Origin of the sequence: Ideonella sp., assembly GCF_036277275.1 — a bacterium.
Classification (GTDB): domain Bacteria; phylum Pseudomonadota; class Gammaproteobacteria; order Burkholderiales; family Burkholderiaceae_C; genus Ideonella.
In genome coordinates this window covers 71,471-88,428 of the sequence record NZ_DASUNH010000104.1, presented here as the reverse complement: position 1 = coordinate 88,428, position 16,958 = coordinate 71,471, and the positions used below count along the sequence as shown (strand labels likewise).

Here is a 16,958-nt window from a genome sequence, read left to right as displayed (position 1 = left end):
CGCCGGCACTTGTGAGGTTGCGCCCGTGCACGACCGGCGCGCCGGCGCGGAATCCGCGACGCAATCACGCTTTCGGCCGGCAAGTGCCGCGCCAACGATCATTCGACGGTGCGTGACAGCAGCCGCGCCACCAGCCCTTCCAGTTCCTGAAAGGTGTTCTGCTTCTCGAGCAGCCAGCGCACACCCGCTTCGTCGGCCTGGGCACGCAACTCGTCGGTGATGTAGCCGGAGCTGATGGCCACCGGCAACCCGGGACACAGGCGCACCACTTCCCGGGCCACCTCCAGCCCCGAAAAGCCCGGCATGTTGTAGTCGGTCAGCACCAGGTCGAAAGCCTTGGGCTGCTGGCGCAAGGCCTCGATCGCCAGCGCAGAGTCTTCGAAGGTGCTGACGCTGTAGCCCGCGCGCTCGAGCATCCGCTGGACCATCAGCACCATCGTGGGGTCGTCGTCGACATACAGCACGCGTTCGCCACGGCCCGGGGCCGCTGGCGGTGGCGCTTGCTCAAGCGGCGGCCCGCCGGGCGCGTCGGTGGCCGGCAGGTACAGGTGGAAACTGCTGCCCAGCCCCGCCTGGCTGTCCACCGTGATGACACCGTTGTGCGCGGTCACGATGCCGTGCACGACGGACAGGCCAAGCCCGGTTCCCTGGCCCACCGGCTTGGTGGTGAAGAAGGGCTCGAAGATGCGCTCGCGGGTTTCGGGGTCCATGCCGATGCCGGTGTCGCTGACCCAGAGGTGCGCGTAGCGGCCAAGTGGCAGGCCGGCCACGCCGCGGTGGGCGCCGACACCGTCGTACTGCGCCGCCTCGAGGCCCATCGTGATGCGGCCCGCGCCATCCTTCAGCGCATGCCAGGCGTTGGTGCACAGGTTCATCAACACCTGCTGCACCTGGGTTGCGTCGGCTTTCACGTACACAGGGTCTTCGGTCAGCACGACCTCCAGCTCCACGCGCGCCGGCAGTGTGGCCCGCAGCAGTTGAAAGGTTTCTTCATACACCGGGCGCAGCAGTTGCACGCTCAGCTCTTGCGGCTGGCGCCGACTGAAGGTCAGGATCTGCCGGACCAGATCGCGCGCACGCAGGCTGGCCTTCTGGATTTCCTCCAGGCTGGATTGGGCATCGTGGTCACCCCCCAGCATGCGGCGCACCAGCGTCACGTTGCCCAGGATGCCGCCGAGGATGTTGTTGAAGTCGTGGGCAATGCCGCCGGCCAGCGTGCCGACGGACTCCAGCTTCTGCATGTGGCGCAGCTGCGTCTCGAACTTGCGCCGATCGGCCTCGGCCGTCTTGCGCTCGCTGATGTCGGAGATCGTCACGCGGGCCATCGGTGCGGCCTGCTCTGCCACCAGGCAGGCAAAGTCGAGCTGGGCGTGCAGGTGCGAACCATCGTCGCGCCGCAGGACCAGTTCGATCCGCTGCCGCTCGCCGTGATGAACGGTCCGACTCAGGCGAGCCCGCCAGACGGCCGCGTCCCCCAGGGCCACGAACCGATCGAACGACGTGCCCTGCAGGCGCTCGCGAGGCTCGCCGAGCATCTCGGCCCCGGTCTGGTTCAGCTGGACGATCAAGCCTTCGCCCGACAGCGTCAGGTAGCCGACGGGTGCGTAGTCGTACAGGTCGACATAACGATCACGCGACTGCACGAGCTCGATCTGCGCCCGCCGGTGCGCGGCCCGGATCCGCGCCTGGGCCAGCTCCCGCTCCAGCGCCGGGGCCAGGCGCGCGATGTTGTGCTTCATCACGTAGTCGCTGGCGCCGGCCTTCATCGCGGTCACGGCGATCTCTTCGCCGATGGTGCCCGAGACGAAGATGAAAGGGATGTCCAGCTCGGTCTCGCGAAACACCTTCAGCGCGTCGACCCCCGTGAAGCCCGGCAGCGAAAAATCGGACAGCACCGCGTCCCACTGCTCTTCGCTCAAGGCAGCGCGCAGGGCCGCCACGTCCTGCACGCGCCGATGCCGGGGCTCGAACCCGGCTCGCCGCAACGCGCGCATGGCCAGCCGGGAGTCGTCTTCCGAGTCCTCGACCACCAGAACGCGAATGGCTTTGGTCACGACGAATTCCGTTGCGTCGGCGTCTGGTTGAGCATCAGCCAGAAGATGCCGAGCACCTTGACCGCATCAAGGAATTCGACGAAATCCACCGGCTTGCGCACGTAGCTGTTGGCGCCCAGCGCGTAGCCTGAGATCAGGTCTTGTTCCTCCTTCGACGAGGTCAGGATGACCACTGGCAGGAACTGGGTGAACGGGTCGGCCCGAATCGCCTTGAGCACGCCGAGCCCGTCGAGCTTGGGCAGCTTGAGGTCAAGAATGACCAGTGTGGGCAATGGTGCGTTTGCGCGACTGGCGTGGGCGCCGCGCCCGAAAAGAAAGTCCAGCGCCTCGATGCCGTCGCGAGCGACCTCGATCGGGTTCATCAGGTGGCTGCGCTTGAACGCACGCAACGTCAATGTCACGTCGTCGGGGCTGTCCTCGACCAGCAGGATGATCTTGTCAGACTCGTTCAAAGCTTGCTCCTTCGGCCGGCGCAACCGGGCCGCCGTTCAGCGGGTTCATGGAATTCACCTGGGTGGACAGCGATCCGGCCTCTTGCTCGCTCTCCTGCGCGTGGTCCGGCAGGCAGAAGCAGAAGGTGGCCCCCTTGCCGGGCTCGGCCCGCACGCTGATCGTGCCGCCATGGCGCCGGATGACCCGTTGCACGATCGCCAGGCCGATGCCCGTGCCGGCGAACTCGTTCTCATGGTGCAGGCGCTGGAAGGCGCCGAACAGGCGGCCGGCATAGGCCATGTCGAAACCGACGCCGTTGTCGCTGACGAAAAACTCGCGGTGACCGTCGACATGGCGCATGCCCACGTGGATGGCCGCGGATGCCGTCTTGCCGGTGAACTTCCAGGCGTTCTCCAGCAGGTTCTGCATCGCGATGCGTATCAGTGCGGGATCGGCCAGCACCGTCATCCCTTCGTCGATGCGCAGGCTCACCGCGTGGTCGGGGTGGTGCCTGACGAGCGCCTCGGTGATTTCCTGGGCCATGTGACTGAGGTCGACCTGGCGGATCGACAGTTCCGTGCGGGTCACGCGCGACAGGCCCAGCAGCTCGTCGATCAGTCGGCCCATGCGTTGGCTGGCGGCGCGTATGCGATGCAACGCGTCTTCGCCGTCTTCGTCGAGCTTGCCGCTGTAGTCTTCCAGCAGCGCCAGCGCAAAGCCGTCCATGCTGCGCAGCGGCCCCCGCAGGTCATGTGAGACCGAATAGCTGAAGGCCTCGATCTCCTTGTTCAGTGCGGCCAGCTCATGGTTGCTGCGCTCGATCTGGTGAAACGAGTCGCGCAATGCATGGGTCATGGCATTGAAGTGGCGCGCCATCTGCGCGATCTCGTCCTCGCCGTGCGTCTCCAGCCGGTAGTTCCAGTTGCCGGCAGCCACCTCGCGGGTGGCCTGCTCGAGCCTGGCGACGGGCAGCAGCATCTTCCGGTTGACCCACCAGGCAGCGCCGCAGGTGCAAGAGGCGATCAGGGCCAGCCCCGCCAGCGTGACGACCGCGACCCGCCGTTGGGCCGCATCGATTCGCTGAGCGGCCAGCTCGCTCAGTTCGAAGGCATCGGCCATGGTTTCCTGCTGCAGGATCAGCAGGCGGCTCGACAGTTGCGCTTCGAAGCGCTGCGTGGCCGGGTCGACCATGCCGGCCGATGGATCGCCGACCGGCGAAGCAAGCAACTCGGCAAACAGGCGGTCGGCCGTTGCGTTGCGTGTCTGCAGGTCTTTCGTCAACTCGGCGGCGGCCCGGTCGTAGGCGCTGACGCCGGCCGAGAATTCGGCGAGCAGGCCGTCCAGCCGGTTCGAGACATCACGCTGCTGCTCGCGGGCCCGTGCTTGCCGGTGCAGGATGAATTCGAAGGTCACCAGGCGCAGGCCGTTGAGCGCCCGGGCAATCTCGGTGGTCTGCCGGCGCTGCCGGTCGGCGCGCTCGACTTCCCCGATCGCCCACCAGGTCATGACCGCAATCAGGCCGATCGCGCCCAGCACGATCGCTGTTGCCAGCTTGCCCTTGGTGCTGATCTTCATCTAGTGTCCAGAGTCAGAACTACGTGCCATTGGACGTGCCGCAATGGGGATGATCGCGAGACGACGAGCCAGGCAGATACCGAGTGGTATCTGCCTGGCTTGGCGACGCTGCGAGCGCCCCATTTCGGCTCGCCCCGAAGGGGTTCGACCAGATGGCGCCCTCGCGCGCCCGGCCACCAGGGCGGATACGCTCGGTATCTGCCCAGCCGTCGGGACGCACGATCATCACCATCTGGTCGAATCTCTATGGCACGTATTTCCTAGTGCACCACGGTCACCCGCTCGGGCCGCACCGCAGACAGCGCGTCCAGGGAAAGGTTGGTCATGAAATTCGGAATCGGCCCGTCCTTGGCGTAGCCGCGCGCGATGACCCAGCGGGCCTCGTCTTCCAGGGTGACCAGATGGTGCTGCAGCAGGTTCACCCGAAGGTCGAGCTCTTTCCACGTCGGCCGCAGGTCATCGGGCAGCAGCTTCAGCCGATCGGCGATCAGCGCCAGCGCACCGGCGGGCTCGGCCTTGACGAAGGCTTCGGCCTTGAGCAACGCGCGAACCACCCGGCGCATCGCGTCGGGGCGCTGCTTGAGCGTCGCGGCGCGCCCCAGCAGCACATGCGTCACGGTGTAGGCATCGGGATCGGACAGCGTCACGCCCTGCGCGGCCAGGGCCGCCTCGGCGCTGCGGCGCACCGGCTGCCATGTCGAGACCGCATCGATGCGGCCCTGCTCCAGCGCGGCCACCAACTGGCCGGGCGGAATGTTGACCATCGTGACGAGGTCGGGGGCCACCTTGTGCCGAATCAGGAAGGCCCACAGAAAGTACTCGCCGCTGGTGCCGAGCGTGACGCCGACCTTCTTTCCCGCCAGGTCGCGCGGCCCTGTGATGCCCCGGTCGCGCCGGGCGACCAGCGCCATCTCGGTGGCCACGCTGGCGATGCTGGTGACGATGGCGAGCTCCTCGCCCTGCAAGACGGAAATGACGAAAGGAACCTCGGCGGCCGCCGCCAGATCCACCTTGCCTTGCGTCAGCAGATCCAGCGCCGCCTTGCCGTGGCTGACCGGCGTGGCCACGACATCCAGCCCCTCCTGGGCGAAATACCCCTTGGCGACGGCCAGGTGAAGCAGCGCCGCATGAGGCGTTGACGACATGGCAATTGTCAGCCTATCGCCCGAGGCCGAGCGCCCATCGAACCCGAGCCGGCCGGTGGCGAATGCCGCGACGAGCAGCACGAGCCCACCCGCGAGCATCGCCCACGCGGCGAGCCAGCGTTTGCGCAGGCGGCCTTCCCGCCGAGGCCCCACCGAAGCATTCATGCTTTCTACTCTCCCTGGCGAGGTGCGACCGTACCTTCCATGCGTCGGCATGGCTGAGTGCACTCGCGAGTGGAGAGTAGATGTCCGATCACTCGCTGACAACCCCGCCCCGATTGCCCTCATGGGATCATGGACTTCGCGTGCGCCAAGTTGCGTTCTGGGTCTCCAATCCCGGTGAACTGAAAGAGTTGTCATGCTTTTGGTGCCCGCCCGATGAGCGCCCGCCGCGCACCGTTCCTGGTGTTGGCTCACCATCGCTCGGGCTCGAATTTCCTCAACGACCTGCTCCAGGCGCACCCGGCCGTCGAGTGCCTGAACGAGCCGCTGTCGATGCACACCAGCCTGTTTCGCCAATGCGACCTGGTTCACTGGGGGGCCCGGGAGTACGACCCCGGGTCGCTGCATGCGAGCCTGGCCGGTGAGCCCGAGTTGCGTGACTTTCTGATCGAGTTGCGCGCCTATCTTCTGCAGTCGACTGCCACGCGCATCGCCGGATTCAAGGAGACGGTACTTTTCGGCAAGCTGGGTTGGTTGAAGGCCTTCTTGCCGTCGCTGAAGATCATCTTTCTGCGCCGCAACCCACGCGCCATCGTCAACTCGGTGCTGCGCAGCGGCCTGATCGATTTCTGGCGCTACCAGGAAACCGTGCCCCCGGCGTTCCAGCGCATGTTCCCCGCCTATGCCAGCCAGCTGCAACCCGGCGAACACGACGCGCGGGCAGCGGAGCTGGCAGCGATGAGCGTGGCCGTCCGCTATGAGATGGCGCGCGACACGATCGGCGCGTTCGACCATTGCGTGTTGTCGCTGGAAGGGTTGATCCGCGACCCGGCCACGGAGCTGCTGAAGGTCACCGACCTGCTGGACGTGGCGCCGCACCCGGCGCTGTTGAGCTTCGTGAACGAGCGCGCCGCCGACAACCGTGGCGGCATTTATTCGTCTTTTCGGCGAGGCAGCGAGGTGACCAATGCGTGGCAAACACGTTTGAACCCGCGCCAGCGCCAGGTCATCGAGGAGGTGTTGCACGTCGCCGGCGAGCGCGTGGTGGCTTGATTGCCTTTCGCAGCGGCGGCCTGGCCGCTGCTGCTGCGCCGAGGGATGAGTCGACCCGGCGGCAGGCACTTATCGACTCCTCGCGCTGCCCTGGTGACGGGGCGGCATCGAGCGGTTGTGAGCAGGGAGCAAATCAACATGAGAAACCCACTGGTTCATGCCTACATCGACAACGCCGTGCGCTTCAGACCCCGAACGTCACGCCAGGCCTACGGACCACCGCTGCGCGTGGCGACGACCTTGCTCACCTGTGAGACCGCGGTGGCGTTGCTCAACGAGATCGGCCTGCCGCCGGAAGGTGAATTGGCCTATCGCTATGTCAATGTGCACAACCCGCGCTGCCCCCTCGTCTGCGAACCTCGAACACGCCGCTGGACCTGCGTGCCGGCGCAGCGGCTGCACCCGGTCAGCGGCATCAACTGGGCCGGCGCGAAGCTGCTGGCACAGCAGCTCGGCGGCCGACTGCCACTGTGCGCGGAGTGGGAAGCCGTTGCTTCGAACAACGAGCCGACCCGCCTCTACCCATGGGGCGATCTGGACCCGACCCCGGCGCTGGCCAACTTCGATGAGCACATGGGCGGCACCAGCGCCGTCGGCAGCTTCCCGGCCACGGATCTCGGCCTCTACGACCTCGCCGGCAACCTCAGCGAATGGTGCGAGGACCGGCTCGACGAGCAGGCCGGCGGGCTGCCCGGGGAGCGTGTGATCAAAGGCGGGGCGTGGAGCAAAGGGCCCCATCACCTGAGAATCGCGGCGGTGCGCGGCAAGTGGGCGCGCCTGGGCACCACCACCATCGGCATCCGCCCCGTCTGGGACGACTGACGCCATTTGCGGGACAGGACACCAACATGAGCGACCACAGTGCAGTGAACCTGGTGATCTTCGATCTGGACGACACCTTGATCGACTTCGCCACCACCCGACAGGTGGCCTACACGCAACTCGGCCAGCACCTCGATCTCGAGGGCATCGATTCGGCCGCGTACCTGCACGCGTGCGCGGCCTGCGACCGCCCCTTGTTCGTGCAGTTCGAGCAAGGCCTTCTGACGCGCGCGCAGTACCGGCTGCGACGCTTTGCCGACCCCTTCACCGAACTCGGCATCGCGCCAAGAGACGCGCTGATCGAAGAGTTGAACAAGATCTTCATGGACTGCGTCAACGACAGCCCCAAGCTGTACGAAGACGCGTGGCCCACGCTCGAGCGGCTTCGTGCCCAAGGCCTGCGCCTGGCGATCCTGACCAACGGCCCATCCGACGGCCAACGGCGCAAGCTCCAGGCCACCGGCCTGGAGCAGATGGTCGACACCGTGACCATCGGAGAGGAAATCGGCTTCAGCAAGCCGTCGCCGCACGCCTTCCATTCGGTGCTGAAACGCTTCGATGCCCACGGCGCCGAGACCTTGATGATCGGCGACTCCCCGCAACTCGACTACGACGCCGCGCTGCAGGCCGGCCTGCAGGCGGTGCTGCTCGACCGCGCCGGCCAGCACCGCGACAGCGGCCGCGCCGCGGTGGAGTCACTGCATGCCGTGTTGCTGCAAGCCGGCGGCTGAAGGTGCTGCGACCGTGGTGCGCCATCCATCGGCGGTGCCGCCCGGCGATGGCCAGGCCATGCGGGGAACTGCGAAAAATTGCCGGGTTGGCCCTCGATCCACCGACCATGGTGTCAACGGCTCTGCTTTTCCGTCGATAGCCGACTCACAAAATAAACCAGGGAGCAGCAGGCGTCTCCACAAGGCCGTCTGCGACACCATCCATGAATGAAGCCGTAGAGGTCAATCACCACTACCTCGACCGTGTGGTGGCACTGTCCGAAGACAGCGGGGTCGAGGCCAGCGAAGACATCATGGCCCGCAACGGCATGAAGCTGCTGGCCAAAGGCGCCAGGATCGACGCCCGCGCCCGAGCCCGGTTGCTCGAATACAAGCTCACCAAGCCCCTCGAAAGCATGATGCGGGTCGTCGAAGGCGTCGGCTCACGCAAGATCGACCGCGTGGCCGAAGCGCTGCTCGAGCGCCACCCGCTGCTGTCGCGCCTGTGCGGCGCGGCCACCGGCAAGCTGCTGAGCACCTCGCTGCGCGACCTGATCCTCACATCGCAGGTCGACTCGCTGCTCAGCGTCTACGCCGCCCAGGGCCCAGCCAAGCTGGAGCATGCCGTCGGCATCGCGCTGGTCAGCGCGGCGATGGCCAACCAGATCTCCGGCGGTCCGCCGATGGACCTGATGCTCCTGGCCGGCCTGCTGCACGACGTGGGCGAGGTCTACATCGACCCGGCCATCCTGGCCCCCGGTGCCAGGCTGACGCCGCAGCAATGGAAGCACGTGGCGGCCCACCCGATCGTTGGCGCCCGCGTGCTGAAGGACATGCCCGGCGCCGGTATCAAGGTGGCCAACGCGGTACTGCACCACCACGAGCGACTCGACGGCTTCGGCTACCCCGCCGGCCTGCGCGGCGACGCCCTGCCCCTGCCCGGCCAGGTGCTGGCAATGGCCGAGATGCTGATAGGCCTGCTGGAAGCCGGCAGTCACAACGCCGAGCGTGCCGCGGTCGCGGTCAAGCTCATTCCTGGCGAATTCAACCGCGCATTGCTCGACAAGGTGGCGACCGCCGCACACGCCGAGACCAAAAACCGGCCGGCACAAGACGACGCCGGGGCCTCGGTGCAAGAGCTGGCCGAGCGCGTCATCACGGTCTACGGTGCAGTGCAGCGCTTCCGCCAGAACCGCGAGTTGATCGTGAGCAAGATACCGACCGCCAGCGCGTCGCTGAAGAGCCTGCTGGAACATGCGGTGGAGCGATCCCAACGCATCAGCCTGGCGTTCTCGAGCACGGGGCTGGACAGTCACCAGCCCGACGAGCTGACCGCGCGGCTGACCGAGCTGGATGCCAACGTGCGGCTCGAAGTCTCCATCGTGCTGCGCGAGCTGCAATGGCGGCTGCGCGAAGTCAAGCGTGAGGTGACGCTGCGCTCGGCTCAGCTCTCGCCGCCCGATGCCGCGATCGTGCAGGAGCTGGTCGAGTTGACGAGCCGCTGACGCGGGCCGCGGAGCCCCCGCATCGCGACACGGGATCGGCGGCCCGCCATTGACGCTGGTTTCACTGGGCTTCGCCGACGATGATGCCTCGCCCATTCGTGCCAACGTAGACCCGCCCGAACACGCGCGGATCACCGGTCAGCGCTTCGCCGAAGTTGCCGTACTGGTGCTCGTCGTCGTTGATGCGTTGCCAGGTCGCGCCCGCATCCACCGAGCGGAACAGGCCGCGCACGCCCCCGATCTTGGCCACGGCGTAGAGCGTCACGTAGTCCGCCTCGGGTGCCGCTTTGCCGAACCCGATGTTGTCGGCCTGCGGCACACCCTTCACCTTGCCGAAGCTGGCGCCGCCGTCGGTGGAGTGCCACAGGCCGTAGAGGCCGGAGTCGCTGCCACCGGCCAGCCAGATGTCACCTTCGCGCCCCGGCACGGCCTTGAACTTCACGTTGCCGGTGGGCGGCAGGTTGTTCGCCGCCGTGGCCGAAAACGAGGCACCACCGTTCGTGCTGGCGTAGAAGCGGCCGCCGGAGAAAGCGTAGAACCTGGCTGGGTTCACACGGTCGGACCGGACCTGGGCACCCGCGGGCACGCCCGAAGACTGCGCCCAGGAACTGCCCCGGCTGATCGAATAGACCACCGGGGCACCACCCGACGGGCTCCACACGAACGTGCTGGCGTCCGCCGCCACGGCGATCACGCCCGAGCCGGCGCCGCCGGCCGGCTCCTGGCCTTGGTACCAGTTGTGGCCACCATCGGCCGACACGCCGATGCGGTTGACGTTCGGGTTGGCGGCCTTGTCGATCTGCCCCACGCGGGCCATCACCTCGGGCTTCAGCTCGGCGAAGTCGATGCTGCTGTTGCCGCCCAGGTTCGGCGTGATGTGCATCATCGCCGGCACCTTCGTCAGGTCATCGTGCCGGAAGCCGGCCACGTCGTACATCGCCGAGAACAGCGGCGCACCGGCCGGGGGGCTGACCAGATCGAGCACCGCGGTTTCTTCCAATCCCTTCACCATCGGCTTGATGGTGATGCGCCCGTCGGCCTGATCCCAGTTGAGCAGGTTGTTGCTGCCGTAGAGCGTGGCGCCGGTGCCGTACATGAAGCGATTGGCGTTGAACGGGTCGATCTCGACCGCCTGGGTCATCCAGCCCAGCTTGGGGGCCACCTCGGGCGGTTGCGGGTTCGCACCGAAGGTCAGCCAAGGCACATCGCTGATGTCCATCGTGTAGCGGAAGCTGCGGTTCGGATAGCTGGTGAACTCCCACGCGCGCGACCAACTACCGCCGCCGTCGGTGCTGCGGAAAAACTGCGCATCCGGCCACCACGAGATCTGGCTCGCCACCATCAGCGTCTTCGGGTTCTGGCGGTCGACGGTGAGGCCGCTGTAGCCGAAGTAGGCATCAGGGCTGGAAGATGGGATCGGGCTGATCTGAGTCCACGTGCCATCGGCCGTGGCCAGCTTCCAGACGTCGCCCTTGGACCCGTCATAGGGCCCGCCGGTATCGCTGGTCGCGATGTAGAGAAAGCCGTGCACCGGCTCCAGCACGCCCTTTTGCGGCAGATAGCCGACGGGTTGGTTGGCCACCCGTTCCCAGGTGGCGCCGGCATCGTTGGAGCGGTAGATACCGTTCTGCTTGTCCGCCACGCCGACATAGATCACGCGAGAAGACTTGCCGGGGCTGCCGCTGCGCGGATCGAAGGCCACCCACAGCACGCCCTGGTTGTCGGAGCCGTAGCCCGAGCTGTCGTTGGGGTCGGCGACATAGTTGCCGGGGTTGGGGAACGACTCGACCACCGCCCACGTGACGCCGCGGTCGACGCTGCGCCACAAGCCCTTGCCGCTCGGGGCGCCGAAGTACAGCACCTTGGCGTGGTTCGGGTCCACGGCGAGGCGCTCCCCCATGCCGCGGCCCGGCATGTTGCCGCCCAGCTTGAAGGGCAGCTTGGTGACCTGCCAGGAGCGGCCCTGATCGGCCGAGCGCAGGATGGCGCCGTTGTTCGGATCCCAGCTGTTGGTGTACATGCCCACGGCGGCGTAGACGCGTTGGGCATCGCTCGGATCGGCGGCCACGCTGACCACGCCGTTGAAGCCCCAGTTCTTCCACCCCACCCAGTCCAGCAGCGGCTTCCAGCTCTTCGTCGACTCGCTCCACCGGTACATGCCGCCGATGTCGGTGCGCGCGTAGATCAGGTCCTTCTGGGCTCGGCTGAACACGATGCCGGAGATGAATCCACCACCGCGGATGGGCACGTTCTTCCAGGAATAGGTCGGCGCGAGGGGCGCTGCCTCGGCGGCAGGGACAGCAGGACTCGCCGCCTGCGCCGAAGCCATCGCCAGCATGGCGATCAACATAAAGGCTGGCAATTTCGAGGGCAGCGTCATGCAGATTCCAGAGGCTGTATGCAATGGCCGCTGTTGTATCCGCGGTCATATAGTCATACAAGTCGCGGAATGCATGTGGTGTAACAACCAGTCAGCTGGTCAGTTAGCTTCGACCGCGACCCATCAGGCCTGCAGCTCGTAGTGAAAGACCTTGGCGATGACCTGCCAGCGCCCGTCGACATGGATCAGCGTGAGCAGGTCGGTGAATTGCTTGGGCAGCAGCGCGCACTCGACGCGCGCATGCGCAGTCACCGGGCCGGCCATTTCGATGGACAGGATCCGGTCGCTGCGGGGGTCGCCGCGGCTGGCTGGCGAGACACGCTTCTCGACGATCGGAAAGTACTCGTCCATGCGCAGGATGACCGCCGGCTCGGCCGTGGCGCAGGCGTAGACGGCCTGCGGGTGGAAGACGCCGCGCAGGCGGGCCACATCGCTGTGGTACAGGCCGTCGAAGTAGGTCTGCAGCATGACTTGAATGGCCGTCTGCGCTGCGTCACCCATGGCGTACCCCGGCCGATGCCGCTTCACGCCGCCGAAGCTGGGTGACCGTCTCGCCGGCAATGCCCCAGTGGGCAGTGTCGACCTCTTCGATCAGCACAAACGTGGTCGCCGGGTTCTTGTCGAGCACATGCACCAGCAATTCGGTGCAGCCCTGGATCAGCGCCGCCTTCTGTTCGGCAGTCGCCCCTTCACGGGTGATCTGGATGGTGACGATTGGCATGAGAGCTTTCCGAGAGGAAGTGTTTTGGCAGGTGCCGGCCCGGGCGCAACGCGCGGGCCGCGCATCGAGGGTCAGGCCAGCAAGCCTTCGGCACTCATCGCCTCGCGCACCGCGGGACGAGCCGCCACCCGGGTGATGAACGCCTGCACGTTGGCCAGCGCACTGATGTCGAGCTTGACGAACTTCGCCCAGCCGAGCACCACGAACAGGTAGGCATCGGCGGCGGTGAACACGTCGCCGGTCAGGTAGTTCCTCGATTGCAGCTGCGTGTCGACCCACTGCAGCTTCTTGCGCAGCAACGCGGTCAGCTCGGTCTTTGCGGCGGCGTCGAGCCCGTCGTGAAACAGCGGCGTGAACGACTTGTGCAGCTCGGTGCCGACGAAGTTCTGCCACTCCATCTCGCGGTAGCGGGCCAACGTGCCGGCAGCCGGCATCAGCTGAGTCGCGCCGGCGGTGTCGGCGATGAACTGGGAGATCACCGGGCCTTCCGAGAGCAGGCCACCGTCTTCGAGCACCAGCAGCGGCACCTGGCCCTTCGGGTTGATCGCGTAGTAGTCGGTGCCAGCGGCCGTCAGGTGCCTGGCCGTGTCGACTTTTTCCAGCGTGAACGGCAGGCCCGTTTCGCGCAGCACGATGTGAGGGGCCAGCGAACAGGCGCCAGGGGCGTAATAGAGCTTCATGGTGGGGACCCGCGGGTCGAATTGAGAGTGGATTCATCGTATTGATGATCTCGACTGCAATAAACTGACATATCTTTAATTCACTGATTACATGAGATGACTGAATGGCGCGGCAGTTCGACGACCTGAAGCTCGGCAGCATCGAGCTGTTCTGCCTCACGGCCCAGTGGGAGGGCTTCACCGCCGCGGCCAAGGCAGCCGGCCTGACGGCGCCGGCGGTGAGCCGCTCTGTCGCGCGCCTGGAGGCCCGGTTGGGCGTGCGGCTGTTCCAGCGCACGACACGGCAGGTGCGCCTGACCGACGCCGGCCGGCGCTACTACGAGCAGTGCCGCCAGGCCCTGGGCCAGCTGACCGAGGCCGAGCGCGAGCTGGCAGGCGCGCAGCAGAGCCCGGCCGGCCTCGTGCGGCTGAGCCTGCCGACGTCATACGGCCATTGCCGCATCCTGCCGCTGCTGCCCGAATTCAGCCGCGCCCACCCGTTGGTCGAACTCGACCTGCAGATCAGCAACCGCAACGTCGACTTCACCGAAGAAGGCTTTGACCTGGCCGTGCGCGGCCGCGCGCCGCCAGACTCTGGCCTGGTGGCCCGCAAGCTCGAAGATGCGGCGCTGGTGATCGTGGCTTCCCCGGCCTACCTGAAGCGCCGCGGCCGGCCACGCGAGCTGGGCGAGCTGTCGCAGCACGAGTGCATCCAGTTCGTGCTGCCGAGCAGCGGCCAACCGGTGCCATGGCTGGTGCGAGACGGCGACGGGCGCGACACCGAACTCTTGACGCACGGCAAGCTGCGCTGCGCCGACGACATCCTCGGCCCGGTCACCTTGGCCCGCGCGGGAGCCGGCTTGCTGCAGACCTACCGCTTCATCATCGAGCAAGACCTGCGCAACGGCACGCTGAAAGAGGTGCTGACGCAGCATGCCGGCGCATCACGGCCGTTCTCGCTGATGTACCCGGCCAACCGCCACATGCCGCTGCGGGTGCGCGCGCTGATCGATTTCCTGGTGCAAAGGCTCGGGCCGGGCACGCTCGCGGCGTGACGACTCACGCCTTGCAGCGCGCGTAGATTGCCGTGTCGCGCGGCAGGCCGCCGATGTTGGGCCGCCAGGTCGCCATGCGCAGCACGCCTTCGCGTTGCAAGCCCAGCCGCTCCAGCACCTTGGCCGAGCGGTGGTTGTCGATGTCGGTGGTGGCCCAGATGCGCAGGATCTGTGGCTGGCGTTCGAGCCAGCCGATCAGCAAGGCCCCAGCTTCGGTAGCCACACCGCGGCCCCAGGCCGAACGCGCGAGGAAGTAGCCGAAGTCCGCGGCATGTCCCTTGACGCGGCACGCGACGCAACCGAGCAGCGGGCCGCCGGCGCGGCCCTCGATGATCCAGTGGTACTCGGCACCGCTGGCCCAGCGGCCCGCGCAACCGTCCAGGTAGGCCTGCGCCTCGGCCACCGACCGATGGGCCGGCCAGTCCATGTAGCGCATCACCTCGGCGTCGGCCGCGGCGTCGAACACTGCCTGGGCATCGGCAGGGGTGGATCGCCGCAGGCGCAACTGCGCGCCGACGATGGACTCAGGGACTTGCTTCAGCATGGCGGGGCGAGGAACACGACCGCGCGATTTTCGCAGTGCGGCGTGCCCCTCGCCCTGGGCTTCAATCCGCCAGGCGCGGCAAGGTCTGCACGGTCTTGGGCAGCGGGGTCTTCAGCTTGACCGCACCGGCCGGATCGCGGATCAGCAGCGTGCCGCCGGTGCCGTCGGTGCTGAAGCGCACGGTCGCCGTGTCGCCATTGGCCAGTGTGATCTTGGCGCCGGTCTTGCCGTCCGCATCCGAGCGCACGGCAGTGCTGAACGCGTCGTCGGCACCCAGCACGTGCAGGAACTCGCTGCGGTCGCCGCTGCTGTGGGCCACGTCGACACGGCGCCCGGCGTTCATGTCGTCATCGAGGTTCGGCCAGTACAGCACCTTCGAGGTCAGCCCCGTCGGCGCGAGCCGCACCACGTCGAGCTGGTGGCCGCCGTTGGTCATCGTCAGCCTGTTGCCGTTGACGGTGGGCTTTTGCGGCAGGTTCAGCGTCCAGACGCGGCGCATGCCGCTGCCGCTGGTCTGCACCCGGTCGAAGACGACGAAGGTCGAGGGTTTCAGGAACAGGAACTCGCGTTCGACCTTCACGACCGAAGGCTTGCCCGCATACATCGGCGTCACCCGCGCCAGGCCGTAGGCGTACAGCGGCTTGTCGGCCAGCGCGAGCATCTTGCACGACGTGTCCCAGGTCTGCGGCACAACGTTGCCGTCCTTCTCGATGCGCACCAGGTTGTGCGTCGACTCATATTGCGCGATGCCGGAGTGGCTGTTGATGTTCTCGTCGAAGGCCAGCCAATTTCCCTTGTACATCACGAAGCTGCCCTGGTCGTGGTGGGCGTGGCTTTCGGTGTACGGGCCGCAGATCAGGTTGGCGTAGGTGCCGGTCTTGGCCCAGGCCGAGCGCATCGAGAACTGGCCGGTGCCGCTGCTCCAGTGCGCCGGGTACAGCTGCTCCAGCGGCCGGCCGGCGAAGCTGGACTGGTCGAACACATAGTCGACCCAGAACTGGAAGCCGTTCTCCATCTTCGGAACCGAAGACTGCGCCAGCAGCGTCTTCGACAGGCCTGTCATCGGATCGTTCGGGTACAGGTGCGACAGCACCTCCAGGTACTCGCGGTGGTAGTCGAAGAACGCCGCGGTCGAATCGCGCGCATGGTCACCGGTGGGCGCCAGGCGGTTCAGCGTCGGCACGATGTCGTGCATGAACTTGCCGAACGAGGCCAGCGTGTGCGGTGTCAGGTCGGCGATGCGGTCGGTGGTCGACTTCTCCCACAGGTAGTACAGGTCGAACAGCTCGCGCATCGCCGTGCCGTAGCCCGTGCCCTCGCGCGAGCCGCCGCCGGTCAGGTCGCGGTTGAAGGTCGGCACCAGCTGGTTCTGGATTTTTTCGTAGCGGAACTTGTCGATCCACTGCGGCGCCAGGCTGTTCTCGTCGTGCGAAGCCAGGCCCAGCAGCATCGTCGCGCGAAGGAACGAGTAGTAGTAGTTGTTCGACGGGTTGTCGACCGACCAGCCCGACCAGGGGTACAAGGTGTTGCCCCATTGCGCCTGCTCGTGGTTCCAGACGTTCCACACCGCCTGGTTCGCGTAGGTCACCCAGCGGCTGCGCTGCGCGGCGCTCATCTGCGCGCGGCACCAGTCGTAGACCATCGAGAGATTGCCGATCGTCGGGCCGACGTAGAGGTAGCTGTCGCCGGCCACCGTGGCGCGCTGGTTCTGGTTGATCAGCGCCTCTTCCGACTTGACGAAGTCGTCCGTCATGTCGACCGCATAGTTGCAGTACGCAGCCGTGCCGGTGACCTGGTACATCAGCGCGGCGTGCCAGGCGGCGAAATCGTAGTAGTCGGCGCCGTCCATCTGGGCATCGACATAGTTCTTGAACCGGGTGGCCGCCGGGCTACCACTCGACATCGAGGTCTTGAGCCGGTTCAAGGTGGGCGCATCAGGCACCAGAATGCGCGGCGTGCCCAGCGGCGTGATGATGATCGCAGCCTGCGCGGCGGCCCCCAAGGCGGTGCATGCGGCCATGGCGGCGGCCATGGCAACGCGACGGATCACGAACGAGGAATCAGAGGACGTGGCCATTCGGGTGTCTCCTTGTTGTTGGGATCAGGGCTCGAATGGTGTGTCGACTGGCGACTGATGTCAG

General features: G+C 66.7%; 15 protein-coding genes. 5 read left to right on the top strand and 10 right to left on the bottom strand.

Features of this window, described 5'->3' with window-relative positions; all coding sequences use genetic code 11:
* Positions 1 to 98 precede the first annotated feature (98 nt).
* From VFY73_RS17725 to VFY73_RS17710, 4 genes are all read right to left on the bottom strand, one after another.
* A complete protein-coding gene (locus tag VFY73_RS17725) occupies positions 99 to 2,054 on the bottom strand; it encodes a hybrid sensor histidine kinase/response regulator (protein WP_329721163.1) in 1,956 nt (651 codons plus the stop codon).
* Positions 2,051 to 2,506 carry a response regulator gene (locus VFY73_RS17720; protein ID WP_329721161.1) on the bottom strand — a complete coding sequence of 152 codons (456 nt, stop codon included), beginning with the start codon at positions 2,504 to 2,506 and terminating at the stop codon, positions 2,051 to 2,053. Before VFY73_RS17720 ends, VFY73_RS17725 begins: the two co-directional genes overlap by 4 nt.
* Positions 2,493 to 4,061, bottom strand: a complete 1,569-nt coding sequence (locus VFY73_RS17715) for a sensor histidine kinase (protein WP_329721159.1) — start codon at positions 4,059 to 4,061, stop codon at positions 2,493 to 2,495. The genes VFY73_RS17720 and VFY73_RS17715 overlap by 14 nt, the downstream gene beginning before the upstream one ends.
* 260 nt (positions 4,062 to 4,321) lie before the next feature.
* A complete protein-coding gene (locus VFY73_RS17710; RefSeq protein WP_329721157.1) occupies positions 4,322 to 5,206 on the bottom strand; it encodes an NrtA/SsuA/CpmA family ABC transporter substrate-binding protein in 885 nt (294 codons plus the stop codon).
* 378 nt (positions 5,207 to 5,584) lie between these two features.
* Here VFY73_RS17710 and VFY73_RS17705 point away from each other — a divergent pair, with 378 nt between their 5' ends.
* The 4 genes from VFY73_RS17705 (at position 5,585) to VFY73_RS17690 (ending at position 9,458) form a co-directional block, all read left to right on the top strand.
* Positions 5,585 to 6,421, top strand: coding sequence for a sulfotransferase (locus VFY73_RS17705; protein WP_329721155.1), 837 nt, complete (start codon positions 5,585 to 5,587; stop codon positions 6,419 to 6,421).
* Positions 6,422 to 6,559: 138 nt separating this feature from the next.
* Positions 6,560 to 7,243, top strand: a complete 684-nt coding sequence (locus VFY73_RS17700) for a formylglycine-generating enzyme family protein (RefSeq protein WP_329721153.1) — start codon at positions 6,560 to 6,562, stop codon at positions 7,241 to 7,243.
* A 26-nt stretch (positions 7,244 to 7,269) separates the two neighbouring features.
* A complete protein-coding gene (locus tag VFY73_RS17695; protein ID WP_329721151.1) occupies positions 7,270 to 7,974 on the top strand; it encodes an HAD family hydrolase in 705 nt (234 codons plus the stop codon).
* 203 nt (positions 7,975 to 8,177) lie between these two features.
* Positions 8,178 to 9,458 carry an HD-GYP domain-containing protein gene (locus tag VFY73_RS17690; RefSeq protein WP_329721149.1) on the top strand — a complete coding sequence of 427 codons (1,281 nt, stop codon included), beginning with the start codon at positions 8,178 to 8,180 and terminating at the stop codon, positions 9,456 to 9,458.
* A gap of 61 nt (positions 9,459 to 9,519) precedes the next feature.
* On the opposite strand, the gene VFY73_RS17685 is transcribed toward VFY73_RS17690, so the two are convergent.
* From VFY73_RS17685 to gstA, 4 genes are all read right to left on the bottom strand, one after another.
* Positions 9,520 to 11,838: a xyloglucanase gene (locus VFY73_RS17685; protein WP_329721147.1), complete on the bottom strand. Its 2,319-nt coding sequence runs from the start codon at positions 11,836 to 11,838 to the stop codon at positions 9,520 to 9,522.
* Between the two features lie 123 nt (positions 11,839 to 11,961).
* Positions 11,962 to 12,339, bottom strand: coding sequence for a nuclear transport factor 2 family protein (locus VFY73_RS17680; RefSeq protein WP_329721145.1), 378 nt, complete (start codon positions 12,337 to 12,339; stop codon positions 11,962 to 11,964).
* Positions 12,332 to 12,559 (bottom strand): 4-oxalocrotonate tautomerase family protein, encoded by a 228-nt coding sequence (locus tag VFY73_RS17675; RefSeq protein WP_329721143.1) that lies wholly within the window; start codon positions 12,557 to 12,559, stop codon positions 12,332 to 12,334. The genes VFY73_RS17680 and VFY73_RS17675 overlap by 8 nt, the downstream gene beginning before the upstream one ends.
* Before the next feature lie 71 nt (positions 12,560 to 12,630).
* Complete coding sequence (gene gstA / locus VFY73_RS17670) at positions 12,631 to 13,239, bottom strand: glutathione transferase GstA (protein WP_329721141.1); 609 nt, start codon at positions 13,237 to 13,239, stop codon at positions 12,631 to 12,633.
* A 104-nt stretch (positions 13,240 to 13,343) separates the two neighbouring features.
* On the opposite strand from gstA, the gene VFY73_RS17665 reads away from it, so the two are divergent.
* Positions 13,344 to 14,273 carry a LysR family transcriptional regulator gene (locus VFY73_RS17665; RefSeq protein WP_329721139.1) on the top strand — a complete coding sequence of 310 codons (930 nt, stop codon included), beginning with the start codon at positions 13,344 to 13,346 and terminating at the stop codon, positions 14,271 to 14,273.
* Between the two features lie 4 nt (positions 14,274 to 14,277).
* Here the strand turns inward: VFY73_RS17665 and VFY73_RS17660 are convergent, their stop codons facing one another.
* Both VFY73_RS17660 and VFY73_RS17655 read right to left on the bottom strand, forming a co-directional pair.
* Complete coding sequence (locus VFY73_RS17660) at positions 14,278 to 14,817, bottom strand: GNAT family N-acetyltransferase (protein WP_329721137.1); 540 nt, start codon at positions 14,815 to 14,817, stop codon at positions 14,278 to 14,280.
* 61 nt (positions 14,818 to 14,878) lie between these two features.
* Positions 14,879 to 16,894: a hypothetical protein gene (locus tag VFY73_RS17655; RefSeq protein WP_329721135.1), complete on the bottom strand. Its 2,016-nt coding sequence runs from the start codon at positions 16,892 to 16,894 to the stop codon at positions 14,879 to 14,881.
* Between the last annotated feature and the right edge of the window lie 64 nt (positions 16,895 to 16,958).